Annotated in this window: 18 protein-coding genes, 1 tRNA gene and 3 pseudogenes; 7 read left to right on the top strand and 15 right to left on the bottom strand. The window is 68.9% G+C overall.

Features of this window, described 5'->3' with window-relative positions; all coding sequences use genetic code 11:
* Window positions 1-36: 36 nt before the first annotated feature.
* From NMN56_RS25400 to NMN56_RS43310, 6 genes and pseudogenes are all read right to left on the bottom strand, one after another.
* Window positions 37-1269 carry a styrene monooxygenase/indole monooxygenase family protein gene (locus NMN56_RS25400; RefSeq protein ID WP_274040631.1) on the bottom strand — a complete coding sequence of 411 codons (1233 nt, stop codon included), beginning with the start codon at window positions 1267-1269 and terminating at the stop codon, window positions 37-39.
* Between the two features lie 67 nt (window positions 1270-1336).
* On the bottom strand, window positions 1337-1948 hold the full coding sequence (locus NMN56_RS25395; protein WP_430542700.1) for a GTP-binding protein: 612 nt from the start codon (window positions 1946-1948) through the stop codon (window positions 1337-1339).
* Complete coding sequence (locus NMN56_RS25390; protein WP_274040629.1) at window positions 1929-2333, bottom strand: DUF742 domain-containing protein; 405 nt, start codon at window positions 2331-2333, stop codon at window positions 1929-1931. Before NMN56_RS25390 ends, NMN56_RS25395 begins: the two co-directional genes overlap by 20 nt.
* Window positions 2334-2340: 7 nt before the next feature.
* Window positions 2341-2652, bottom strand: a pseudogene (locus NMN56_RS43060) (roadblock/LC7 domain-containing protein); the annotation flags it as partial.
* A 237-nt stretch (window positions 2653-2889) separates the two neighbouring features.
* Window positions 2890-3036, bottom strand: a pseudogene (locus NMN56_RS43055) (roadblock/LC7 domain-containing protein); the annotation flags it as partial.
* A gap of 1145 nt (window positions 3037-4181) precedes the next feature.
* Window positions 4182-7361 (bottom strand): annotated as a pseudogene (locus tag NMN56_RS43310) (nitrate- and nitrite sensing domain-containing protein); the annotation flags it as partial.
* A 185-nt stretch (window positions 7362-7546) separates the two neighbouring features.
* Between NMN56_RS43310 and NMN56_RS25375 the strand changes: the two are divergent.
* Window positions 7547-8398, top strand: a complete 852-nt coding sequence (locus NMN56_RS25375) for a protein phosphatase 2C domain-containing protein (RefSeq protein ID WP_274040626.1) — start codon at window positions 7547-7549, stop codon at window positions 8396-8398.
* 631 nt (window positions 8399-9029) lie between these two features.
* Here the strand turns inward: NMN56_RS25375 and NMN56_RS25370 are convergent.
* The 6 genes from NMN56_RS25370 to NMN56_RS25345 all read right to left on the bottom strand — a co-directional run bounded on the left by NMN56_RS25370 (window position 9030) and on the right by NMN56_RS25345 (window position 15419).
* Window positions 9030-10043 (bottom strand): C40 family peptidase, encoded by a 1014-nt coding sequence (locus NMN56_RS25370; protein ID WP_274040625.1) that lies wholly within the window; start codon window positions 10041-10043, stop codon window positions 9030-9032.
* Window positions 10044-11170: 1127 nt separating this feature from the next.
* Window positions 11171-12067, bottom strand: coding sequence for a protein kinase domain-containing protein (locus tag NMN56_RS25365; RefSeq protein ID WP_274040624.1), 897 nt, complete (start codon window positions 12065-12067; stop codon window positions 11171-11173).
* A 276-nt stretch (window positions 12068-12343) separates the two neighbouring features.
* Window positions 12344-12646, bottom strand: coding sequence for a hypothetical protein (locus NMN56_RS25360; protein WP_274040623.1), 303 nt, complete (start codon window positions 12644-12646; stop codon window positions 12344-12346).
* Between the two features lie 4 nt (window positions 12647-12650).
* A complete protein-coding gene (soxR, locus tag NMN56_RS25355; protein ID WP_274040622.1) occupies window positions 12651-13205 on the bottom strand; it encodes a redox-sensitive transcriptional activator SoxR in 555 nt (184 codons plus the stop codon).
* Window positions 13206-13406: 201 nt separating this feature from the next.
* A complete protein-coding gene (locus NMN56_RS25350; RefSeq protein ID WP_274040621.1) occupies window positions 13407-14135 on the bottom strand; it encodes a TetR/AcrR family transcriptional regulator in 729 nt (242 codons plus the stop codon).
* Between the two features lie 336 nt (window positions 14136-14471).
* A complete protein-coding gene (locus NMN56_RS25345) occupies window positions 14472-15419 on the bottom strand; it encodes an AurF N-oxygenase family protein (protein WP_274040620.1) in 948 nt (315 codons plus the stop codon).
* Window positions 15420-15599: 180 nt separating this feature from the next.
* On the opposite strand from NMN56_RS25345, the gene NMN56_RS25340 reads away from it, so the two are divergent.
* Together NMN56_RS25340 and NMN56_RS25335 are read left to right on the top strand one after the other, a co-directional pair.
* Entirely contained in the window at window positions 15600-16724 is a 1125-nt protein-coding gene (locus tag NMN56_RS25340; RefSeq protein WP_274040619.1) for a ferritin-like domain-containing protein, read from the top strand.
* Between the two features lie 159 nt (window positions 16725-16883).
* A complete protein-coding gene (locus NMN56_RS25335; protein ID WP_274040618.1) occupies window positions 16884-17393 on the top strand; it encodes a DUF5949 family protein in 510 nt (169 codons plus the stop codon).
* Between the two features lie 1029 nt (window positions 17394-18422).
* Here the strand turns inward: NMN56_RS25335 and NMN56_RS25330 are convergent.
* A complete protein-coding gene (locus NMN56_RS25330; protein ID WP_274040617.1) occupies window positions 18423-18710 on the bottom strand; it encodes a hypothetical protein in 288 nt (95 codons plus the stop codon).
* A 370-nt stretch (window positions 18711-19080) separates the two neighbouring features.
* Window positions 19081-19362: a hypothetical protein gene (locus tag NMN56_RS25325; protein WP_274040616.1), complete on the bottom strand. Its 282-nt coding sequence runs from the start codon at window positions 19360-19362 to the stop codon at window positions 19081-19083.
* 337 nt (window positions 19363-19699) lie between these two features.
* On the opposite strand from NMN56_RS25325, the gene NMN56_RS25320 reads away from it, so the two are divergent.
* On the top strand, window positions 19700-19927 hold the full coding sequence (locus NMN56_RS25320) for a hypothetical protein (RefSeq protein ID WP_280842649.1): 228 nt from the start codon (window positions 19700-19702) through the stop codon (window positions 19925-19927).
* A 1104-nt stretch (window positions 19928-21031) separates the two neighbouring features.
* On the opposite strand, the gene NMN56_RS25315 is transcribed toward NMN56_RS25320, so the two are convergent.
* A tRNA-Arg gene (locus NMN56_RS25315) sits at window positions 21032-21103 on the bottom strand.
* Between the two features lie 161 nt (window positions 21104-21264).
* Between NMN56_RS25315 and NMN56_RS25310 the strand changes: the two genes are divergently transcribed.
* The 3 genes from NMN56_RS25310 to lysA all read left to right on the top strand — a co-directional run bounded on the left by NMN56_RS25310 (window position 21265) and on the right by lysA (window position 24657).
* Window positions 21265-21693 carry a response regulator gene (locus NMN56_RS25310; protein ID WP_280842648.1) on the top strand — a complete coding sequence of 143 codons (429 nt, stop codon included), beginning with the start codon at window positions 21265-21267 and terminating at the stop codon, window positions 21691-21693.
* Window positions 21694-22152: 459 nt separating this feature from the next.
* Window positions 22153-23223 carry a DALR anticodon-binding domain-containing protein gene (locus NMN56_RS25305; protein ID WP_274040613.1) on the top strand — a complete coding sequence of 357 codons (1071 nt, stop codon included), beginning with the start codon at window positions 22153-22155 and terminating at the stop codon, window positions 23221-23223.
* Between the two features lie 15 nt (window positions 23224-23238).
* Window positions 23239-24657, top strand: coding sequence for a diaminopimelate decarboxylase (gene lysA, locus NMN56_RS25300; protein WP_274040612.1), 1419 nt, complete (start codon window positions 23239-23241; stop codon window positions 24655-24657).
* Window positions 24658-24676 lie beyond the last annotated feature (19 nt).

Below are 24676 nucleotides of genomic sequence, written 5' to 3'. Positions count from 1 at the left end.
GGGGGGAGGGAGGGGGCGTGACCAGGCCGTAAGGGGTCAGCCGCTGACCCGCTCCAGATACGCGGCTGCCTTCTCCGGCTCGAAGAACCACTCCTCGAAGTCCGAGGGATCGTCGAACCCGTTCGCGAACCGGTCGGCGACGGCCTGCAGCTCGTTGCCGGCACCCAAGAGCTGGAGGACATGCTCCGGCGGCGGAGCCAGCATCGCGTTGGTCCACTTCGTCACGTGCTGTGCCGTGGCCCAGTAACGGGCGAAAGCGCCCTGCATCCACTCCTCGTCGAACGGCTCGTCGCCGCGCTCCAGTATCGCGGCGAGATATGTCGCGGCGCACTTGGACGCGGAGTTCGAACCCTGCCCGGTGATCGGGTCGTTGGCGACCACGACATCGGCCACACCGAGAACCGCACCGCCCCCGGGCAGCCGCCCGACAGGCTTGCGCACGGTGGGTGCGTAACGGCCGGCGAGCGTACCGCCCGCGTCGGTCAGCTCGACCTGGGTGGCACGCGCGTACTCCCAGGGCAGATACCTCTCCAGCAGCTCCAGCGACGTGGCCAGGTGTTCCTGCGGGTCCTTGACGCCTTGGAACGCGTCGAGGGGCCCGCCGGGGATGCCCTCCCAGAAGAGGATGTCGGCCCGGCCACTGGTGGTGAACGTCGGCATCACGAAGAGTTCGCCGACACCGGGCACGAGGTTGCACCGTACGGCCTCGGTCTCGGGGTGTTCGGGACGCGGGCCCATGCCGTGGACGTAGGCGACGGCCAGCGCGCGCTGCGGGGTCTCGTGCGGCGAGCGCGCGGGGTCCCGCTCGAACATGGACCCCAGCTCGCCCTTGCCGGCCGCGACCAGTACGAGGTCGTAGCGGCGTGCGAAGAAGTCGAGGTCGGAGACGGCGGCGCCGTGGATGACGAGCTGTCCGCCGCGCTGCGCGAAGGTCTCCATCCAGCCGGCCATCTTGACGCGCTGGTCGACGGATTGCGCGTAGCCGTCGAGGTGGCCGAGCCAGTTGACCGCCCGGGAACTGTCGGGCGCCGCGACGGAGACACCCAGGCCCTGGATCCTGGGAGCCTGGCTCTCCCAGAAGTTGATCTCGGTGTCGCGCTCGTGCTGGAGCGCGGTGTGGAACATGCACTGGGTCGACATGACCCGACCGCCACGGATCTCGTCCGCCGTGCGGTTGGACATCACGGTGACGTCGTAGCCGTGCGACTGGAGGCCCAGCGCGAGTTGGAGACCGGCCTGACCGGCTCCCACTATGAGTATCTTCCGCATGGCGGTTCTCTCTTCTTCCGTTCGGACGTACGTGCGCGAGCGCGCGCCCGCTGCCGGCGCGCGGCTCTCAGACCGTCGTCGCGTCGAGCGCGTGCGCGCAGAGGGAGAGGAGCGACTCGATCACCGTGCTCCGCTCCCGCGCATCCATGATCACAACGGGTGAGTGCGCCGGTACCGACAGGGCCTCCCGCACATCCTCGGTGTCGTACGCGTGCGTACCCTCGAAGTGGTTGACCGCGACGATGTACGGCAGTCCGCAGCTCTCGAAATAGTCCAGCGCCGGGAAACAGTCCTCAAGACGCCGGGTGTCGGCCATCACCACGGCGCCGATCGCGCCGCGCACGAGGTCGTCCCACATGAACCAGAAGCGCTGCTGGCCCGGGGTACCGAACAGATACAGCACGAGGTCGGACTCCAGGGTGATGCGCCCGAAGTCGAGTGCGACCGTGGTCGTGGTCTTCTCGGGAGTCGAGGCGAGGTCGTCCGTGCCCTCGCTCGCCTGCGTCATCAGAGCCTCGGTCTTGAGCGGCTCGATCTCCGAGACGGCACCGACGAACGTCGTCTTGCCCACTCCGAAACCTCCCGCCACCACGATCTTCGTGGATATGGGCGCGCGGCTGAGATCCGTCTGCCACTCCGGCACGGGCCCCCTGATCGCCTCAGAGTCTGCGAAGTCCACCAAGCACCCTTTCCAGCAGCGCGCGGTCCGGCCTGTCGGCGCCGTGCCCGGTGCCGTAGACCCGAATCTTTCCCTGGTCGGCGAGGTCGCTGAGCAGTACGCGTACCACGCCCAGCGGCATGCGCAGCAGCGCGGAGATCTCGGCGACCGACCGCATCCTGCGGCACAGCTCCACGATGGCCCGCATCTCGGGCATGATCCGGTCCCGCAGCCCGCCGGAGGTCAGTTCGTGCAGCTCTTCGGGGGCCTCTATCGCGGCGACGAACGTCTCCACGAGCAGCACGTGCCCGTACTGCGTACGTCCGCCGGTGAGGGCGTAGGGGCGGACCCGTTTCGCTTTGCCGGGCTCGGCTCCGCGTATCGGCAAAGGGGGTAGGGAGTTCACTGCTGTCTCACTTCTCCAGCTCCATGGACTCACGCAGTTCGCTGCGGAGTTCGGGGGTGAGGACGTGACCGGCGCGGCCGACGAAGAGCGCCATGTGATAGCCGATGACGTTCATGTCGCAGTCCGGTGTGGCGTGGACGCCGAGCAGCGAACCGTCGCCGATGGTCATGACGAAGAGCGCCCCCTCGTCCATCGCGACCATGGTCTGCTTCACCTTGCCGCCGTCCATGAGCTTCGCGGCCCCGAGCGTCAGCGAGCCGACGCCGGAGACGATGGTGGCCAGGTCGGCGCTCGACCCTTTGGGCCCGGTCGACTCTCCCGTACCCTCCTGGCCACTCACCCCCGTTGGCCCCATCGGTCCGCTTGGCCCCGTCGGTCCGCTCGCTCCCCCTGGTCCGGTGGGGCCCGTCGGCGCTCCGGGGCCCGTCGACCCGCCGGGTCTGCGCGTCGGTGCCTTCGGCCTCGGACCTTCGTCGCCACCGGCTTTCGCCGGGGCACCGCCGCCCTCGCTCTTCCTCTCTCCGAAGCCCTCCTGGCCGTGCTCCGCACCCAACGAGGGGTCGGAGGACAGCAGAAGCAGCCCGTCGGACGAGACGACGGCGACGGACCGGACTCCCGGTACCTCGTCGACCAGATTGTCCAGCAGCCAGCGCAGATTACGCGCTTCAGTGCTGCTGGTAGTGCGCGTGGCGGGCGCGTTCACTTGCGTGCCTCCTCGGCAGTACCACCGTCAACCTGCGCCCCCGCTTGTTCCTCTACACCCTCTTCAGCGGCAACCTGCGCTTCTGCGTCACGCAGCCCTTCCCGTGCGCCCTGCTGGAACCCTCCGAGCCTGCGTCGCAGCTCATCGGCGTTGGCTCCCCCTTTGCGGGCACGCGGTGGCGCCGTCTCGCGCGCGGCGATCCTGGGCGTGCGCTTGGGCAGCCCTTTGACGGTGACCTCGGCATCCACGCTCCCGCGCTCCGAGCCCTGCGCGTCACGTGCGCCATCTGTGGCCTTTGCGGGGCTTATGGCACCTACGGCACCTGTGGCACCTATGGCATCTGTGGCGCCCGGGCCGGTCGTACTGCCCGTGCCGTGGGTGGCCTGGTCATCTTGCGTGGCCTGTGCGTCACGTGTGTCGCGTGTGTCCTGCGAGCGCTGTGTGACCTCCACACCGCCCGCATCTGAACTGTGCGCCGGGGCCTGATCATCGGCCCTGCCATGCTCGTCCGCCGGCTCGTCACCCTGATCGGGCTCCGCGGCCTCGGGCTCGGTAGCACGACCGGTCCTCGGGGCCCCGGCTCCGGGGACCTCGGACTCGGGGACCTCGGACTCGGCGGAGTCGTCCCCTTCCTCGGAGTCGTCCGCATCGCAGGCAGCAGTCTCCGACGCGGCATCGAGCTGCGGAACCTCGACGGACACGGTGGTCTCGCCGGAGTCAGCGCCGTCACCTCCGTCAACCCCACCGCGTGCCCCAACAGCCTCAGAGGGCTCGATGCCCTCCTCTCCAGCCTCGGCGACTCCGGCGACTCCGGCGACTCCGGCGGCTTCGGCGGCTTCGGCGGCTTCGGCGATTCCAAGGGCCCCGGCGACATCGGCGGCACCGGACCCCTTCTCCGCCCCAAAGGCAACCTGGGCCTCCGAGGTGTCCTCCGCCTCAGAGGTGCCCTCCGTCCCAAGGGCTGCCTCCGTCCCGGTGACCTCCTCCGGCTCCGTCACACGGGACTTCCTGCGTACAGGCAACGCGTTGGAATTGGCCTCGGCGACGGAGCCCGGAAGCTCCGTCCCGTCGGCCCGGCCCGTCGCGCCGGCCGGAGCGGAGGCGGCCGGTGCGGGGCGGTCGGGGAGCAGTTTGCGCGGGACGATGACGACCGCAGCCGTACCACCCTGCTTCTGCTTGCGCAGCTGTACGCGCAGCCCATGGCGTGCGGCGAGCCTGGCAACCACGTAGAGGCCCATGCCCAGCCCGTCGGTTGCTTCGTCATGCACGGGCGTGCTGCCGTCGGCGGCGAACGGTGGGTGCAGCGCCTCGGGCTCGCCCAGTCGCGTGTTGAGCGCGATGAGCTGGTTGTCGCTTACACCGATGCCGTCGTCCTGAACGGAGAGCATGACCTCGCCGTTCTCCAGCATCCAGCCGGACAGCCTCACCTCGGACTCGGGAGGTGAGAACGAGGCGGCATTGTCGAGCAGTTCGGCGACCAGGTGGCTGAGGTCGTCCGCCGCGAACCCACTGACCTGGATGTGCGGCGGCAGCGAACCCAGTTCGACGCGCTCGTAGCGCTCTATCTCGCTGACGGCCGCGCGCAGCACGTCCAGCAGCGGTGCCGGGCTCTGCTGGTGGCCGCCGGACTGCTCGGACCCCGCCAGCAGCAGCAGGTTCTCGCCGTGCCGCCGCATACGTGTCGCGAGGTGGTCGAGCTTGAAGAGGGTCGCCAGCTGGTCGGGATCGGTCTCCTTCTCCTCCAGGCCCTCAAGGACGGCGAGCTGACGTTCGACCAGCCCGAGGCTGCGCAGCGCCAGGTGGACGAACGTTCCATGGGTGGCACCCGCGGTGGCGGTCATTTCCTCCCTGGCGGCCTCCAGCTCGTCCCGGAGCGCGAGGAAGTCGTCCTGCAGCAGCGTGTGGCGCTCGGTCAACTCAGCCTTGCTGACCGCCAGTTCGTCCTGCTCGCTCTCCGCGCAGGCGGCCCGCCGCCGAAGGTCGGCCGCAGTGGCGCGCAGCGCGTTCAGGGCGCGTACGACGTCGGCGAACTCGTCGTTCCTGCCGTTGAACGTGATCGGCTCAGCCTGCCCGGGGTCCTCGGCCAGCCGCTGCGAACCGCGCTTGAGCACGGACAGCGGACGGGCCAGCGAACGTGCCGTCGTCACGCTGATGCCGACAGCGAGCAACAAGCACACGCCGAGCAGCGCGGCACGGATCTGCAGCGCCGTCACATCGTCGTCGCGCAGCCCCTCCAGCCGCTTGATCTCCGCGACCGCGAACGACGACTGCACCCCGCGCATGTGCGCGATCCGCGCGGACACGGCGGCATCGAGCCGGCCCCTGTCCACGGTGCGCGCCGACGTCGTGAGGTAGGGACGGGACGTCAGCTTGTCGAGGTAGCGCTCCGCGACATTGACGTCCGTACCGTTCACGGTCGTGCTGTAGCTGTCACGGGCCTTGGCGCCCGCCATCTCGTCGAAGTCCGCGAGCGCGCTCCGCTCCCTTACGCGCGCCTGCTGGGCCTGCGTGGTCAGTTCGCGCTGCGCGCCCTTGCCCGCCATGGCACCGCGCAGCAGCCCGCGGGTGGCCGATGCCTGGTCGATCGCGCGCGCGAGGTCGGGCAGTGCACCGGCCGTGGCGTCCTGCGCGCGCGCCGGAAGATCTCTGACGACGCTCTGCGTCACACCGCGCAGGTCTTCGATGACACGTGTGTAGGCGGTGTAGGCGTCGAGCGCGTTGCCCCGTCCCGTTATCGCCCGCTGCCGCGTCTTGGGCATCCGCTTGAGTGCTTTGGTGACGTACGAGGGCGGGGAGGCGGCCCTGATCTCGCGGATCTGCCGGTCAACCCGGGCGCGTTGGGACTCGCTGACCCCCGCGCCGCCCCGGCTGGTGCGACCCGCCGCGATGTACTCGACCATGCCGTCACGCTCGTCCGCGAGGGAGTGGGAGAGCGCGATCGCCTGCCGGTTGAGGCCGGCGAGGTCAACCAGTTCCTGCGCGTCCGTCGCATCCCGCGATGCGGCGGCCACGGTGGGCGCCCCCGCAGCCAACACGGCAACGGCGCACAGAACAACCGAGGCGAGCAGCCTGTTACGCACCCGCGCCTTCTTACGGGGCCTCCCCGGAACACCCTGTCCGCCCCCGCCTCCCTCTCCGCCCCCTTCGACAGGAACCTCGGGACTGCCAGGCCCACCAGGACTGACGGGAGCCTCCTCCGGAACAGTGGGCTCTGCGGACCCTGCGGACCCTGCGGGCTCGGCGGCCCCTGCGGGCTCGGTGGAGTCGTCAGAGCCAACAGGACCAGCGGGACCGCCAGGGCCGACGGAGCCGGCAGAACCAACAGAGTCAACAGGCTTGGCGGGACCGCCAGAGCTGAAGGGGCCGCCAGGGCTGAAGGAGGCATCGGAACTGCCGGAACCGTCAGCAGCGAAGAGGCTGCCGGAGGTACCGAGGGGCCCAGCAGAACTGGCCGGACCGGCGGAGCTGACAGGGCTGACGGAGCCGCTGGAGCCACTGGAACTGCCGGACCCACCAAGGCTGGTGCGCCCGCCGATGCCAACCGGACTGCCAGGCACGACGGAACCGGCTGAGCCAACCGTCCCGCTCCCGGGCTCGGCCGACCCACTCGACCCACCGGCGGACTCGGCTGTCCCGCCCACTTCCTTGGCAGCAACGCCCGGCCCACGGCCGACCGAACTACCGGTGCCACTTGGGCGGTCAGCGCTACGGGCACCGTCGGGAACGCCGCCACCGTCAGCGCCACCGGGGCCTTCAGGACCGCCGGAACCGCCAAGAACGCCGAGCCCCCCGGGATCACGAGTACCGCCGGGACCCTCGGGATCACGGGTACCGCCAGGGCCTCCGGAATCACGAGTACCGCCGAGGCGACCGGTGTCACCGGGCACGTCCGGGCTGCTGCCGCGCCCGGTGGCGTGCCTCGGCGCCTCGGTTGCCGTCGGCTCTTCCGTACTGGTGCCGCCCGTTGAGGGGGCGGTGGGGGCAGCGGCGTCGGTGGGGGGCGCCGTGGCCTGGAGAACATCCGGTTTCCGAAGTTGCTTCTTCCGCACCCGTGCTCGCAATCTCGTCCCGCCTGTCCCGGAGGGCCCGGGTTGGCACAGTCCAACGTGTGTGGCAAGAGATTGACCCCGACTGCCTCCGGAACTCCTTCGGCCTTCCTCCGCCCGGCTCTTGCCGGGAGGTGCCCCCCATCTCGACGACCGACCATCGCAGCGCGCTTGTGGGACGGGTGTGAATCCCCTGCCGGGCCACCCGAAGGAGTGAACATCACTCCGGAGTTGGTGAACAACTCGGCCTGGGGCGCCCTCCGTCCAGGGCCTGGGCATGGGTTGGAAATCCGCTCGGCCTCCTGGCAGGATGCCCGCCGCACATTTTCGGAGTGCACGATTCCGGTCAGCGGCACCCGCCGAGACGCACCGCGGCACGCCACATTCCCCGTCAGGTCCGGACCACTCTCCATGAGGCGGCGTCACCTCGCCGTGTGTGCTTGCTACTCCGGCAGACTTTCCCCATGCGCATCGAGATGGCCACCGAGCCTGGTGATCCCCAACGTCCCAATGAGGACTACGCGTCAGCGACCGTTCCTGCCTCCGGTTTCGGCGGCGCGCTCGTTGTGCTCGACGGCGTGACACCTCCACAGGGCGACGACGGCTGTGTGCACGGTGTCCCCTGGTTCGTCGCCAGACTCGGCGGAGCACTTCTAGAGCTGTCCGGATCACGTCAAGACATGACACTCTCCACCTGCCTCTCCTCCGCGATCCGGCGCACCGCTGCCACCCATCGCGAAACCTGTGATCTTTCTCACCCGCGCACCCCTCAGGCAACCGTTGTCGTCGCGCGGTGGGACGAGCTGCACATGGAGCACCTGGTCCTCTCCGACTCCGCGCTCCTCATCGAGAACGCCCACGGCGAGGTCGACACCGTCCTCGACCGGAAGCTCTCCCAACTTCCCCCGCACGTCCGCGCCCTGCGTGATCGCGTCCGCGCGAGTACGGAACCGGAAGACCGCGCCACCGCTCGCGCCGCGTACGTGCGTGCTGTGGAAGCGCTCCGCAACGCGCCCGACGGCACCGGCTTCTACACCGCCGCGGCCGACCCCGACGTCGCCGCACACGCGGTCACCGGTTCGACGCCACGCGCCCAGGTCCGTACCCTCCTCGCCCTCACCGACGGCGCCACCCGCTGGACCGAGACCTTCCACCTGGGCACCTGGCCCGACCTCTTCGCCCTCACCCAGAAGGAAGGCCCCCACTCCCTCATCTCTCGCGTCCGCACAGCCGAGTCGGCCGGCCCGACCTCCACGTCCCTCCCCCGAGGCAAACCCCACGACGACGCCACCGCCCTCCTCGCAGACCTGACCTGACACGCCCTCACCCCCGTTACCCGCACTCCCACCCCGCCCCCGGCTTCGCCCGCCCCTGGTGCCGGCCCTCGGCCCAGCTCTGAGACGAGCCCAACCATCGGCTGCCCAGCCCTTGTCCCCGTCCCAGCCCCTGTCCCGGCGTCAGCTCCTGCCTCAGCGCCAGCCCCTGGGGTACGCGGCTGGCTCCGCCCGGGCCGCGGCCCCAGACCGCCGCCCCCAGGTGCTCGCGCCCGCCCCTGGCCCGCGCCCCGAAAGTTGCTCCCCCAACCGACCCCACAAGGTCACAGCTGACGGGGCGCCCCGGGCATCAGGTCGCCAGGCCCCTGCTGTGCCCCGGCCCGATGCCGACCCCGGCAGCGCTTCCCCGCCCGGGGGCCCGGACCTGACGAGCCTTCGGCATCGAAACGCCCGGCCGGACCGACTCAGTCCCGGCGCCCTGTCCTGGCTTGAGCCCCGGTTTCGCACCAGCCGGCTGCCGGGCTCCGGGATCTGGCCGAGCCCGATGCCAGGTCATTTCGGCTTGCCCTGATTCCGGCCCCGTGGCGTGCTCTGTCCAGGCCCCGGGCCGCTCCGACCTGGCCCCGGTTCAAGCCTCGGGCCCTCGGCGGCCCACTCCCACCCCGACAGCCCTTCACGTGGACGCGTCGGGCCGGACAGCCCCGATAGGTGGGTTGGAGGCCAAGGGCGAGATCTTCACGACGCCCCCGGGCCGTGGAGCCTGCACCACGCGCCCGGCACCGGCGTAGATCCCCACATGCGTCGCACCGGCGAAATAGATCACCAGGTCACCGGGGCGCAGCTTGCTCAGGGGGATGCGGGGGAGGCGTCGCCATTGTTCCTGGCTGGTGCGCGGGATCGAGCGCCGCGCATGGTGCCACGCCTGTGAGGTGAGCCCCGAACAGTCGAACGAGCCCGGGCCCTCGGCTCCCCACACATAAGGCTTGCCGAGTTGCCGCATCGCGTAGTCGAGTGCCTGCTGCCCCGCGCCGGAGGGGTCACGTGGGCCGCCGAGCGCGCCGGAGGCCATCAACTCGCGCTGTGCCTCATCGGTACGCCGGCTCTCCAAGGCGCGCAGTTCCGCCAGCTCGGGCCCGCTGAGCGAGGCGAGTAGCTTCTCCACCTTCCGCAGCCTTGCCCGCACCTCGTCGCGCTGTGCCTTCTTGCGCGCCGTCAGTCGCTGCTTCTTCTTCAGTGCCCGTCGCGCCCGCTCGGTCAGCACGGCCTGACGCCGCTCGCCGACCGCCAGCTGCCGCACGGTGGCGGCCTGGTCGCCTGCCGCGCGCTTCAGGAGATGTCCTCTCTCCAGCAGCTGGTACGGCTCGGGTGAGAGCAGCACCTGCATGGCGGGTGGCAGCCCGGCGCCGCCACCCCGGTACTGCTGTCGTGCGAGCTGTCCCGCCTGCGTGCGGCCCGAAGCGAGCGCCGACCGAGCCCGAGCGAGCGCTGCTTGGGCTCGTGCGGTCGTGGCACGCTGTGCCTTCAGTTTCTCCTCCGTGGCGTTGTACGCCTCCGTCGCGGCCTCGGTCCGTTCGTACAACGACCGCATCCGGCCCAGCAGTTGGCTGACAGAGCCCTCACCCGTAGTCGCGTCGCCTGCCTCGGCCCCGCCCGCTGACCCAGCATCACCCCCCGTCTCAGAGCCCACCCCAGCCTCTGTATCCATCCCAGCCCCGGCGTCCCTACCCGCCTCTGGCCCGGACCCCGCACCGGCCGCACCCCGACCGGGCCCGGCGCCCGTATCCGGCTGCGGAGTCGCCGGCGAAGGCTCCGGAACCGCGAGCGCGGGCCCGGAGGCGAACCCCATCACCGTCAGCACAGCCAGCACGGCGGCCATCACAGCCCGCACGGCAGAGCCCGTACTCGCCCCACCTCTCGATACCGATACCGACATCACACACCTCGCTTCCGAGCGGCTTCTCCCCGTGTTCCAGCCGCTCTTTGGCGATCGTGGCACGGGCCTGCACACCTGCTCAGGGCGAGCTGAGCGAATGCGCGCACGGCTCTCACCCGTTCGTTGGACGGCCGCAGACCGCTCTCCGGCCCCCGCTCCCGCGCGCGGCGAGGCTTCCAGCGCGCGTCGCCGCTCCCGTGGACGTTGCTGGATTTCGACGTGGCGAAGAGGGGGCATCGGCGACGTCACCGGGAAGCAAGCGCGGGAATCCGGCACCCTGCGGACGACCCGTCAGGACCGGAGGCGGGCACGGTTCGAACGACATCCGCTGTCCGTGTCCCCCGGTCAGCGCGCTGTCTCCGCCGTGTTCTGCGAGGCGGAAGAGCAACCGGGAGAAGAACCGGAACGCCCCGGGCCGCAGACATGTCGGCGTACGGCGCAGACCTCCGCCCGGCTCCCTGTTCGGCGGCCGTACAAGTCGCCGGAGCACCAGAACCGTGTACCCGTACGCCCGGGCCCCGATCCGAGGTACCGAGGTCCGGCGATCGCAGCCCCACCTCGATCACCCGAACGTGTGAGGACAGCCCTTCCGTGAACCCGCTGCACCCCTCGCCACGAGCCTCGCCCAGCCCCCGGCGAGTCAGCCGCTCGACAGCCCGTCAGCAGCCGGCCTCCGCCCCCGGCAAGCGCACCGACCCGCCGTCAGCAGCCGGTCCCCGCCCCCGACAAGCACGCCGACAAGCCGTCAGGTCCCCACCTTTGCCGACCGAACAGCTCGGCAAAGAAACAGTGCGCCCCAACGACGAAACGGCACATCCACCAACGGGACATCGGCCCAAAGCGATCAACCAACGCCCTCAGCGACGAAACAGTCGCCGCTCTCACCGACGGAACAGCCGCCCCACCAGTCGCCGTGCCTCTTCGGCGCGGCCGTCGATGTCGTGGACGTACGGCTCGGGCAGCCACTCCTCGGCGGGCCGCTCCGCCATGCCCGACAGGTCGAGGGCGCGAGCCAGGGGCTCGGGGCGCGGGCGGGAGGCGGGGGTCTTGTGCAGACAGTCGAGCAGCGTGGGACGCAGTGCCTCCGGTACGCCTGCCAGGTCCGGGTCCTCGCGTGCCGTGGGCAACAAGCTCCTGGTGAACGGGGAACGGGCGGTGGCGGCCAGCACCAGCAACACACCGAGTTCGAACACGTCGTCGGCGAGGTGACCTGCGGTCGAGGCTTCCTGCTCCCCGTTGCCGTTGCGCCCACCCACGGCTGCCGAACGCCCCAACGGCGTCCCGTAGTCCACGACGCGCGGCCCGGCGGCCGACAGCAGAACATTCCCCGCGCGCAGGTCGCGGTGTGGTGTTCCCGTGGCATGCAGTGCCGCCAGCGCGCGCGAGACGCCGCCGCCCAGTGCACGTACGGACATTTCCGGCAGAGGCCCGTAGGAGGCGACGAGCGCGGCGACGGAGTGCCCCGGCACGAACGCTGTGGCGATCCAGGGCTGTTCGCTGTCCAGCTCGCACCCGAGCGCTTCCGCGACGTGAGGACTGTCGACAGAGGCCGCCGCATGCCCCGTCTCCTGCCGTACCCGTGCCCGTAGTTGACGGTCGCGCAGCAGCTCCGGCCTGACGGCACGGACGGCGACGGTCCGCTTACGTGCCCCGCGCCACGGTGTGCCCTTGCCGAGGTAGACGGTGCCCGCCGCGCCGCTTCCCAGTACGCCGTGCAGCCGGAAGGGGCCGAGCCGTTGCGGGTCGGAGTCTCGGAGTCGGGCTATCCCTTCGATCACGCCAGCAGCGTATGCGCGCGGTGCGTCGCCAGCCAGGTCGTTGACCGACCGTTGTGGGGCGCCGCCCGTACGAGATGACGAACCGGGGGAGGCAGCCAGGGCGGCGCCCGCAGGGCGAGCAAACCGGACTGGACCATGACTGTCAATGGTCCGGACCATTAAGGAAGTTGAGGTGACAAAGGGGCGCGAAGACCGACTACAGGCGCTTCGGGAAGCATCGACAGGGGAGTGGCCACGCACAGTCACGCGAGGCCATCTCCCACAACGAACCCGCCGTCACCGCGGACGGCGCCAAGGAAGGCGCGACAGGAACCCGCCGCTCGGCCGGCCCTCGCCCTCGTAGACGTACTTCCAACCGCGCGGGAGTCCCAGCTTGTTCACCGCCGAGGGCTCCAACCGGTACAGGTGCACCGCAGCGCGCCCACCCGACGCCCCGTCTCGCTCCCCGTCCGGATCGCCGTTCCCGTCCAGGATGGGGATCTCGTAGTCGCGCGGTGGCCTGCCCGTCGGGCCGAGCAGTACGGGAAGCGTCCGCCCGTCCATTGGGCCGCCGGAGAACGTGGTCTCCTCGCTGCGCACGCGATCAGCCCGCCGCGTCCACGTCGCACCGGCCGGACCCGGCCCGCACGTCGCCATCCGCGCTCTCCTGCTGCTCGCCGGCCTGTGATGTGTCGGGCCCGCCTGGCCGCGCGAGCGCACGCGCTCCCGGGCCCTCTTCGCCGAGCCTGTCGTGGTGGTTCACCAGCGCGCAGGTCGTCAGCGAAAGGCAGCCGCAACCGATGCAGTCCGTGAGGTGGTCGCGGAGCTGTTCCATCAGCGCGATGCGCTGGTTGAGGTCGTCGCGCCAGCACTCCGAGACGGCGGCCCAGTCCGCCGGTGTGGGGGTACGGCCCTCCGGCAGCAATGCCAGTGCCTCGCGGATGGAGGCGAGCGGCATGCCGAGCCGCTGCGAGGCACGGATGAAGGCGACGCGGCGCAAGGTGTCGCGGCTGTAGCGTCGCTGGTTGCCCGAGGTGCGGCGGCTGCGGATCAGCCCCTCGCGCTCGTAGAACCGCAGGGCCGATGTCGCGACCCCCGCGCGCTCCGCCAGTTCTCCGACGGTGGCTTCCTTGGCCTTCCATGACAGTTGAGTCGGCATAAGGGCCAGCCTAGCCCAACCTTCAACCGTTCTTTAAGTCCCCGCGTGCCGCCGTTCCAGCCCCCGCAGAGCACACCTAGTAGTGCACCCCTTCCGCGCACTTCACCCTGCCCGCCGGTGGTGCGCACGTCGACGCGCTCACCAGTAGTACGCAGTCCTCCCGGCCCGAACGCCGGAACGCGGCGGAATGCCGCCCCCGCTTCACAACAGATGCGTGGCGTCGGCCACCACCGGCAGCACCCTGCGCGCCAACCGCCCCACAGTGCCGTCGTGCGGCTCCATCGAGAGGGCGCGCTGGGTGAGCGCGGCCGTCTCGGCGTCGCCGGCTGCCGTTATCGTCAGCACCGCGACGAAGTGGTCGACCAGCCAGTCCCGCAGCTCTTCCACGGGCGGCTGTTTACCCTCGTCCAGCCAGATCAGGGATGCCGCCTCCACGGCCCCTATCCACGTGCGTACGGCCATCCCCAGCCGCGCTCCAGGCTTTCCGGCGACGCCGAGGTGCGTGAGGATCTGTTCGGCCGCGTTCCGGCGCACCTCGTCCACTATCGCGTTGGTGCGCGAGGTCTCCACCACGCTGCCGCCCTGCAACAGAGCAGTGAAACCCGCGTCGTGCCCGTCGACGAAGGCGAGGTAGCGGTCCAGGGCGTGCGAAAGGCGCTCGGTGAGTGGCCCGGTCTGCGGCTCGGTGAAGCACTGCTCCAACTCGTCGGCGGCGCTGCGCAGAGCGGCCTCGTACAACTGCTGCTTGCCACCGGGAAAGTAGCGGTAGACGAGTGGCCGGGAGACGCCGGCCGAGACCGCCACGTCGTCCAGGGAGACGTCCTCGGGCGGCCGGTTCGCGAACAGACCGAGCGCGTGGACGAGCAGTTGTGTGCGCCGCTCGTCCACGCTCAGTCTGCGATAGGCCGGGGCGGTGCCGCTACTGCTCATGCGTGCAGCGTAACCGCCAGGGGGCGCACGGGTGTTCCCCCGCACGGGGGGGGGCATCCTTCACGGCGGCTTCACGCTGTCCCCACGGCCTCACCCGCGGTGCTGCCCACTGTCTCCACCACGCTCAACCCGCGGGCTGCCGCGGCCACTCGCCGCAGACAACCGGGCGATGGCCGACACCGCTGAGGCCGCGTTTCGAGCCGAGCCGCAGACCCATCGCCTACTGGGACAGCGTCCGAACCAACCACAGCCTGTCGCCTACTAGGACAGCGGTCGAACCGACCGCAGCCCGTCGCCTACCAGGACACTGCTCCGAGGTGAGCCGCACTTCGCCACCTACTTGGGCAGCAGTCCTGAACTGACCCACAACTTGCGGCCGACGCCGCGCAGGACGCCGATCTCGTCCAGGAAGTCGGTCAGCCGCTTGGCGCCCGACTGCATGACCTCCTTGCGATGCCCGCTCGCCTTGACCTGCGCAATCGCCTCCTGCTTGTTCAGTCCGACGTTCTCGTACACCTGCGGGTTGACGAAGGAGATCGAGAAGACCCGGGCCGCCTCGCCGGAGCTTATTCGTGTCAGCTCGGCCTCCCAGCGCGGGCAGTCGACCATCTGGCGGCGCAGTTCCTCGCGCGCATAGCGCACGTGCCGTGCCTCCTCGATGACGTGTATACGGGTCACGCCGCGAACCAGCGTCTGGACCCGCTCGTCGGGGAAGGTGAGGCGCTGCATCCAGTCGAGGATCTCCTCGCCCAGTAGCGTCGCCGTGAACGAACCAGGCGTCGTGGAGACGGTCTTGAGCAGCCGCGCGAGGTTGTGGTGGAAGCGCGAGACCGGGTAAGCGGGAGCGCCGCCCTGGGTGATCAAGCGCGCGAACATCATGGAGTGCCGGCACTCGTCCGCTATCTCGGTCAGCGCGTAGCGCACGTGGTTGCTGGTGAGCGGCTTGTCGTAGATGTGGCGCACGAGGAGCTGCATCAGGATGACCTCGAACCAGATGCCCAGCGAGGCGAGCGAGGCCGCCTCGTGCCGGGACAGGTCCATCCGCTGCTCTTCCGACATGCGCTTCCACAGCGGGGTGTCGTAGAGCGAGACGAGCTCCGGCGGCCAGTACCACTTGCCTTCCTCCCAGGAGGCGTCCCAGTCCAGCTCCGTGTCCGGGTCGAACGAGTGCTTCCTGGAGGATTCGAGAAGTCGCTCAGCGACCTGCTCACGGTCCTTGAGCAGACCGAGGGCATCACTGAGCACCTCGCGTTCCATGGGTGCGATGTCAGGCGCTGTCGTCATGCTGAGGCACCTCTTCGTTGGGGTTACCGGCGGTCACGTCTGGCGTTCCCTCTTATGAGACTGCCTGTCAGCAAGGGCGTCAATCCCCCTCGCACGCCTTGTTGACCGCGCGGTAACACGCGTGTGAGCCTGCCAACTACCCACCCCTAGAGGGCAGTACGTGAGCTGGAGGCGACATCCGTGTCCACACACGATCTCTACGTACACAAAACCGAAGCCCCCCTGTGGCAGGTCCCCGCCTCCGGGAACGCGCGCTTCAGCTGGGACTACGACGACGGCCGCGACCGTCTCCTTGCCCTCTACCAAAAGGGCAAGGACAAACAGTGGGACGGTCAGCGCCGCATCGACTGGGACCTGGAGGTCGACCCGTACGACCCGCTGGGCACTCCCGACGAGGCCATGACGCTGTACGGCACGTCCTACTGGGACAAGATGAACGAGGCCGAACGCGGCGACCTGCGCAGGCACTATGCCTCCTGGCAGTTCAGCCAGTTCCTCCATGGCGAGCAGGGCGCCATGGTGTGCGCCGCGCGGATAGTGGAGGCCGTGCCGGACCTGGACGCGAAGTTCTACTCCGCGACACAGACCATGGACGAGGCGCGGCACGCGGAGATATACGGCCGCTTTCTCCATGAGAAGGTCGGCATGCTCTACCCGATCAACGACAACCTGCAGTCCCTCCTCGGCGACACCCTCCGCGACTCCCGCTGGGACATGCCGTACTTGGGCATGCAGGTGCTCATAGAGGGTCTGGCGCTGGCCGCTTTCGGCATGATCCGCGACACCACGGACAAGCCCCTCCCCAAGCAGATACTCGCCTACGTGATGCAGGACGAGGCCCGCCACGTCGCCTTCGGCAGGATGGCGCTGCGCGACTACTACAAGCAGCTCTCCGACGCCGAACTCCGCGAGCGCGAAGAGTTCGTCATAGAGGGCTGCTATCTGATGCGCGACCGGCTCAAAGGGAACGAGGTGCTGGAGAACTTCGGCATACCCAAGGCCGAGGCCGAGGCGTTCAGCGAAGGCTCCGAATACCTCCAGCTCTTCCGCCAGTTGCTCTTCAGCCGCATCGTCCCCTGTGTGCGCGACATCGGCCTGTGGGGCGAGCGTCTCCAGCGCGCCTACGTCGACATGGGCGTCTTCGAGATGGGCAACCAGAACCTCGACCTCCTCATGGCCCAGGACGAGGAGATCGCTGAAAAGCTCGACGCGGAACGCTTCGCGGCGGAAGAGACCGCACGCACCGACGAGGTCGCGGAGGCCATAGCGGAGGGAGCGCGTGATTCCGGGCCTACCGGCGATTGAGGACGGTCGGAAACGGGCCGCCGACGGGCGGAGACGGCACAACACCCCGCCGATACCGACGCATCCATTACCCGCCCAGGGGAAACATTCCCCGCTACAGGGCCAAACGAGTGTAAGTGCATCCGAAGGTCTCGAAGGGTGCCACTACCATCCCAGGGCATGACCTCTTCCACTGCCGCAACGTCAGACCAGCAGAATTCCCTTCTGGGCACCCTCATCATCGTCCCGTGGGCCAATGAACCCGCCCCCGGTTCCAACGGCGCCGCGACGCCGTTCCTGTTGGTGTGTTCGCGAGGGGACGGCCGCGACGGGCCGGGGCCGGGAGCGAAAGCGCTACGGGCCGAGCTGGAAAAGACCGGCCTCTGGATCGGCGAGGGGACAGCGGATCTGACGCGCAAGACCCAGAGCCCCGTCACGCTTCTTGTCGAGGCTGGAAGGGCCGTACTCAGCATGCCGTTCCTGCATGTCCAGTGCCCGGTCACCCCGAACTGGGAAAAGGCGGCCCACGAAAGCGGCACTGCCTACCTGATCTGCACGGTGCGCCCGTGGCCCGAAGCCGTACAAGGAATGCCGGTCGGCGCTGACCAACTGCGCGAGTTCGTCTCGGACGAGCAACTGGTACCGACCAGCGCCCGCTGCCTGCTGCCGGTCCGCAGGGTACGTACCTGACGCGCCACGGCGACAGATGAAGGGGCACTTCCGAGCCCGGAAGCTCGGAAGTGCCCCTCTGTACTGCGCAAGCGCCGAGCCGCCATGACAGAGGGCATACGGGGCTTGAATATCCCCTCGCGCCCAACTCCTCGCCATGGCGAGCGACTTCAGGCCGAATCTCCTGAATCCCGCGCCAGCGGCCTCGCATCCATGGCCGCAGAGCGGTAAAGAGACGGTCGATTGCGAGTCGCAGGCAACTCTTCTTTCGCCCACGCACACGTACTTCGGCGCGCTCGCCGGGTGGCTATCGGCGCCGGGACAGGAATTGCACCAATTCCGCGACGAAGCCGTCTGAATCGGAGGACTTGGGGAGCCAGTACCCCTGTTGCTTGGACGGAACGGCCGGAGGCTTTCTTGCTCTGGCCCCCCATGGGAGTGCGACCTTCAGAACACAAGAGGGGATTCAGCCCGCCTGACCGGTGATCGGCCGGTGCGAGGCAGCCGGCCACGGAACACGCCCTCGACGCCGGACTGGGCCATCGCCCAGCGGCAGTTTCCGGGTCACAGATCGACGCGACATCCGTACCTTGCAGCCGCCAACGTCGGCGAGGCCGCCCGCGCGGTCAAGTGCAGGCTCCAAAGGCAAGTACGGGTCACACATAAGCGATGTCGCCTCATCGTACGCCGCCGCCCCTATTCGCTGGAGCCCTGGACGTCCTGCTCAGTCGCGCAGTGGGCTGCAAATCCGTCCTGGAGCCGTGTGTCACAGGCCGTCGAACAGGACGGAGGTTCTTGCTGCGGTTGCAACGCCCGCAGCAAGGAAAGTGAAACGTCGGCCCTCTACGTCAACGCGCTTTGGAGGGCAGCGACTTCTCACGGCTACGCAGATCGCGTAGACACAAATACACTATGTTGATAGATGCTGATCCCAGGCGCGGTTCGCGATCAGCATCTGCAGCGGAGGTAGGCCCAAACGCCGGGGCCGCTGATGAGACAGCGGCCCCGGGTCCGTAGTAGGGCCTCACCTACCGCCGGACCGCGTCGGCCTCAGTCGATGACGGCGCCCAGGATGGGCAGCGCCGGGGCGGAGGAGTCGTCCTTCACCTTCGAGCCCTGGCGGACCTCGTTGCACTGGAAGGCGCGTGCCTCGTCCAGCAGCTCGATGGTGATGATGTCGATGTCCTGGATGGTCGGGCAGACATCGCGGATGATTTCGATGTTCTGCGAGTAGTGACCGTGTGCCTCTTCGTCGGCCATTGCCGGAGTGGCCGTCATGCCGGTTGCGGCCAGCGTCAGCATCGAGCCGGCGAGAATCTTCTTAGCGTTCATGGGCATGTGCCTTCCTTGCGTCCGGTAGCTGTGGCGCTTATCCGTAAGCGCCGACAGATTCTCTAACTGTCTGGCAGTCCCCGGAGTTCCGATCCCTAAAACTCATTCACCCTTTTGCAGCAACATGTAACTGAGTAACGAGTGGTAGGTCTTCATGCGCGAGCTAAGGCGCTGGTGAATTCACTGGACGCCTACCCTCTCGGCGCCCTCGCTCGTTGCCAAAAGCTCTGGCCGCCGTCCTTTTTGGTGAGGGGCTTGGCTCGTTGTTCCGTCTGGCAAACTAATGGGCCCCGAGCTACGCGGTCGTACCGCCGGCTCGGGGCCCATATCCCTCGTTGAGGGTATTCCAGAGCACCGCAAAGGGTGCCGCGAGACTTTAGTTGATTACCTGGCCGAGGAGCGGCAGCGCAGGGGCAGAGGAGCTGTCCTTCACCTTGGATCCCTGGCGGACCTCGTTGCACTGGAAGGCGCGTGCCTCGTCCAGCGCCTCGATGGTGATGATGTCGATGTCCTGGACGGTCGGGCAGATGTCGCGGATGATTTCCACGTTCTGCGAGTAGTGACCGTGCGCTTCTTCGTCGGCCATTGCCGGCGTAACGGCCATGCCGGTAGCGGTAAGAGTCAGCATCGAACCGGCAACAAGCTTCTTCACACTCATGGTGTGTACCTTCCTAACGTATATGGGCGTCTCCCAGTGAGTGCGCCAGCACAAGCAATAACGTGCCGCCCGTCTTTACGTTTCTCCGAAAGGCAATAATCACCCAGTTACCGCATCAGTCTGCTTATTTGAAATGTCTCCATAGTATTTTCGGACGACGCGAGGGTGCAACTGGGTGAAAGCCACTCTGGTCGCGCAACCTCTGACACGGCATGACGGTTGGGACCGGCGTCGGCACCCGGACCGGGTGCCATGTCGTCCCAGGAAGGAGTGCTCAGCGAAAATGAACACTAAGAAGGTGTTGGCCGGGTCGATGCTGACTCTGACGGCAACCGGCATGACAATCACGCCGGCAATGGCCGACGAGGAGGCGCACGGTCACTACTCGCAGAGCATCGAGATCATTCGCGATATCTGCCCGACCATCCAGGACATCGACATCATCACCATCGAGGTGCTGGACGAGGCACGCGCCTTCCAGTGCAACGAGGTCCGCCAGGGCTCGAAGGTCAAGGACGACTCCTCTGCCCCGGCGCTTCCGCTTCTGGGCCAGGTCCACAACTGACGGTCCTGAGCATCTCGTCTTCCCTTCCGCCAGGTGAAGCACTCGAAACGACCGGATGCCGCCCATACGTCAGCAGCACTATGAGGTGGCCACTGCCTGGCAAGACTGGGGCACTCTTGGCGTAGCGGAATTTGGAGATTGTCCCGGGGGCGGGGGAACTTACCCTCCGCCTCTGGGACGTAGCTTTTTGAGCAAAGGCAGAACGTGAAGCCGGAGCGCCGCGAACGGCCACCTGGCGCCCAGCCGCCCCCGCTGGTCTGCGGGGCGAGCGTGGCGGAGTAACGCGCCACCAAGCACGTCTGCGGCCCCCGTTCAGCGGAGCCCAACTGCCCCACCAGTAAATGCCTCTGGTGGGGCAGTCGCTTGTGTGGCTGCTGGGAAGAACCCGTGAGGTCCTAGGGGCGGACGCTCGCGTGCCCCGTGGTCTCACCGGGGAGGCGACGGGTGCGGGGTGAGGTCGGACTGCGGATTCCGCGGTAGTACAGGGCCTGGCGTCACTGCCGCGGCTGCGCGACAAACAACTGGCCAAGAACCCGGCGCTGTACGGACGGGAGCAAGGGGTGGACGTTACAGCGCGTCGAGACCGCGCTTCGGTGAGGCTGCCTAACCTGCGTCGTTCGAGGTGTGCGGAAGCTGCTGGTGTGCAGCGACTGGGGCTTGTCAGAACACGGGTCGGTGCGTGACACGGGGTTCGGAGGGCTCACCCCCGAAGCCCCGGTGGGCGCCGGCAGCGGCGCTGTCGATCCATTCGGTTCGGGAACGATCGTGCAGGCGACGTTGAAGGGCGTGGCCGAGCCGGTCTTCGAGGTCGGGTCGCGCTCCCTACCGGCGGGCGGCGCGTGGTGGAGACGGCCAGGCTTGGCTGGTAGCCAGCGCTTTCGGGGGCGGCGTCACGTCGTCTTCTCGCTGCTGGTGGACCTTTAGCCGCACCGCCTGGACCGGCGGCCGGGCGTCCGGGCCTTCTCGTTGCCGGGTGACCGCGAGTTGGGGGGACAGCGGCGGCCTGTGAACACGCTGCGGCTCACGGCGAGGCCGTGGACGCAACAACGCCCCGCAACCAACATGCGAGTTGGTAACAGGGCGTTTGCGGTACTTAACAAGAAGTACCCCCGGCAGGATTCGAACCTGCGCACACGGCTCCGGAGGCCGTTGCTCTATCCCCTGAGCTACGGGGGCGTGGCCGCGTGGGCGGCGACAGGTAGAACAGTACCAGGCCAAGGGGGGTGGGCCGGAACGGGGTTTTTGGTGGGGTGGGGTGAGGGCGGAAATGGGCAAAACCCGGACGCAGGTGGAGGGGTGCCCCTAGGCTTTGCGACGTGCCAGGTATGTCCGGCCGGGTGCTTGTTGTCGACGACAGCAAGGTCATCCGGCAGTTGATCAGGGTCAACCTTGAGCTGGAGGGCTTCGAGGTGGTGACCGCCGTTGATGGTGCCGATTGCCTGGAAATGGTGCATCGGATCCAGCCAGACGTCATCACGCTCGATGCCGTGATGCCACGGCTCGATGGTGTGCGTACGGCGGAGCGATTGCGTGCTGATCCGCGCACGCGGCACCTACCGCTCGCTCTCGTGAGCGCGTGCACCGAGCTGAAGGGTGGTGTCGGTGCGGGTGGCGCGGGAGGCGTGGACGCGTTTCTCGCGAAACCGTTTGAGCCGGCCGAGCTGGTCCGCCTCGTGCGGCGGCTCATGCACGGGCGCGGGGGAGGCGAATCCGGATCGGGTGCCTCCGAGGCCGTGGGGCCCGTCTCCGAACCGGTCGAGCCGTAATCGGTCGCCGGCCGGTCGAGGACGTGGGGCGAACCGCGCGTTGGGTCGTGGCCGCGACCGCACCAGGCGGACATCGGTCGAGCCGTCGTCCGCCCTAGCCGTATGCGGTCGGCGCTTCGCTCTGCGACGTGGCTCGCGGGCTCGTGCCGTCCCGAGGTGTACGAGTCCGGAGCCGTGTGAGGGGTCCGTTGCGAGCGCGTGCCCCGGTGGTTGCCGGGTGGGCGCTCTCTGGTTTGCGACCGAGCGGGCCTTGTCGCCTTGTCCTGAGCGTGCGCCTCCCCCGGTCCCGCCTTGCCGCTTCGTCCGGTTCGGCGCCGTTCGGCACCGTTGTCGTCCGTTGGTGTCCGTGCCCCGACACGGCGGGTGTGTCCGCGTGCTCCGTCCTTTCGCGAGTCGTATGCGGTCCGGGTGGCGAAACCTGTTCGCGTGGACCCACCCCGCCTCCCATACGCTTGCTCTGTGACCCCCGCCCAGCTCTCGCGCATCGTGTTGCACACGTTGCGCCGTGATCAGCCCGCTCTCTCTGGCGAGATGCGGGTTGTCGTGGAGACGCCGCCCCGTCGCGGGGGCGGGGACTACTCGACGGGGGCTGCCTTTCAGGTGGGGGCGCGGCTGGGGCGGGGTGCGTATGCGGTCGCTGTCGCGCTGCGGGACGGGCTGTGCGGGGAGGCGGGGATCGCCTCGGCCGAGGTGGTCGGCGGGGGATTCGTGAACGTCACGCTGGAGGACGGGGCGCGCGCCGCGCTCGTACGGGATCTGGCGGGTGGCCGGCAGGCTTCCCCCCTCGCGTACGGGCTTGCTGGCAGCCCTGTCAGTGATCCTGCTGATGGTGACCTCTCCGTCGGTGGCTCTCCTGGCAGTGATCTTTCCGCCGGTGGCCGACCTGCGGCCGGTGAAGCACCGGCCGGTGGACCTTCCGCCGGTAGTGCTTCCAGCACGGTTCTCTCCGGCGGCGGTCTGCCTCCGCATCCTTCCGTCGGTGCCTCTCCCGTTGCTCGGTCTTCCGCCCGTAGCGACGTCCTCGTTCACGACCGGCCCACAGCGATCACCGCCTCGACCTGCGCCACCACCTCCGCCCTTTCCGCCCACGACCTTCCCGCCCGGGACATCCCGCGGTGGGCCGAGGTCACGGGGGAGGGGGAGGCCGGGCTCGCGGTGCGTTCGGGGCGGGGGAGTTCGCTGTTCCGCGTGCAGTACGCGCACGCTCGCGCGCGAGCGCTCGTGCGGAACGGGGGGGAACTCGGGTTCGCGCCGGATCCGGAGGCCGCCGGGGTCGAGGATGCGGGGCGTCCACTGCTCGCGCTGCTCGCCGACCGGGCCCGGGTGACGGAGCCCGGGCCGCTGGCGCGGCATCTGGACGCCGTGGCGGGCGCATTCACCGACTTCGCCGAGTCCTGTCCGCCGCTGCCCAGCGGTGACGAGAAACCCGGGGCCGTCCACCGCGCCCGGCTGGCCCTCGCCGAGGCCACCGGAGCGGTGCTGGCAGACGGCCTGTCCCAGCTCGGCGTGACCGCACCCGTACACATCTGAGGACACGAAGAGATCATGAGCCGTTCCGCGCACCCAGCCGGGCCCCGCTATGCCGACGTACTGCCCGAGGGGCACTACACAGCGCCGCCGGCCGACCTCAATCAGCTCGACAGGACCGTCTGGTCACAGACGGTCGAGCGCGGCACCGAAGGGGCCGTCACCGTCGGCGGGATGGATGTGAGACAGCTCGCCGAGGAGTTCGGCACGCCCGCCTACTTCCTCGACGAGGCCGACTTCCGCGCCCGCTGCCGCGCCTGGCGGGATGCCTTCGGGCAGGGTGCGGACGTGTTCTACGCGGGCAAGGCGTTCCTCTCACGCGCCGTTGTGCGCTGGCTGTACGAGGAAGGGTTGAACCTCGACGTGTGCTCGGGCGGCGAGCTGGCCACCGCGCTGGAGGCGGGGATGCCGGCCGACCGCATCGCGCTGCACGGCAACAACAAGTCGGTGGACGAGATCACACGGGCCATCGAGGTGGGGGTGGGGCGCATCGTGCTCGACTCCTTCCAGGAGATCGCCCGTGTCGCGCACATCGCCGGGCGGCTCGGGCGCCGCCAGGCCGTGCAGATCCGTGTGACGGTCGGCGTCGAGGCCCATACGCACGAGTTCATCGCGACCGCGCACGAGGACCAGAAGTTCGGGCTCGCGCTGGGTAGGGGCACCTCACAGCCGGAGGCCGGGGGAGGCCAGGCGGCCGAGGCGGTGCGCCGGGTGCTGAAGCTGGACAGCCTGGAGCTGACCGGTATCCACTCGCACATCGGCTCGCAGATCTTCGACATGGCGGGCTTCGAGGTCTCGGCGCGCAGGGTCGTGGGGCTGCTCACCGAGATCCGTGACGAGCACGGGGTCGAGCTGCCCGAGATCGACCTCGGCGGCGGCCTCGGGATCGCCTACACCCCCGAGGACGACCCGAGCGAGCCGCACGACATCGCCAAGTCCCTCGGCGACATCGTCAGGCGGGAGTGCGAGTCGGCCGGGCTGGCCGTGCCGCGGCTCTCGGTGGAGCCGGGGCGTGCCATCGTCGGTCCGACGGCGTTCACGCTCTACGAGGTGGGCACCATCAAGGAGCTGGAGGGCCTGCGTACGTACGTGAGTGTCGACGGTGGCATGTCCGACAACATCCGTACGGCGCTCTACGACGCCGAGTACAGCGTCGCGCTCGCCTCGCGTGCCTCTGAGGCGCCGCCGATGCTCAGCAGGGTCGTCGGCAAGCACTGCGAGAGCGGGGACATCGTGGTGCGCGACGCGTTCCTGCCCGCTGACCTGGCACCGGGCGACCTGCTCGCCGTGCCGGCGACGGGTGCTTACTGCCGTTCGATGGCGAGCAACTACAACCACGCGCTGCGCCCGCCGGTCGTAGCCGTGAAGGATGGGAGCGCCCGCACGATCGTGCGGCGGGAGACGGAGGAGGATCTCCTGCGACTCGATGTCGGTTAGCGAGATTTATGTCCCACAT

The organism is Streptomyces iconiensis, assembly GCF_028657195.3.
In the GTDB taxonomy this organism is placed as follows: Bacteria; Actinomycetota; Actinomycetes; order Streptomycetales; family Streptomycetaceae; genus Streptomyces; species Streptomyces iconiensis.
The sequence above is the reverse complement of the archived record's forward strand: the minus strand, read 5'-3'. Positions and strand labels throughout refer to the sequence as shown.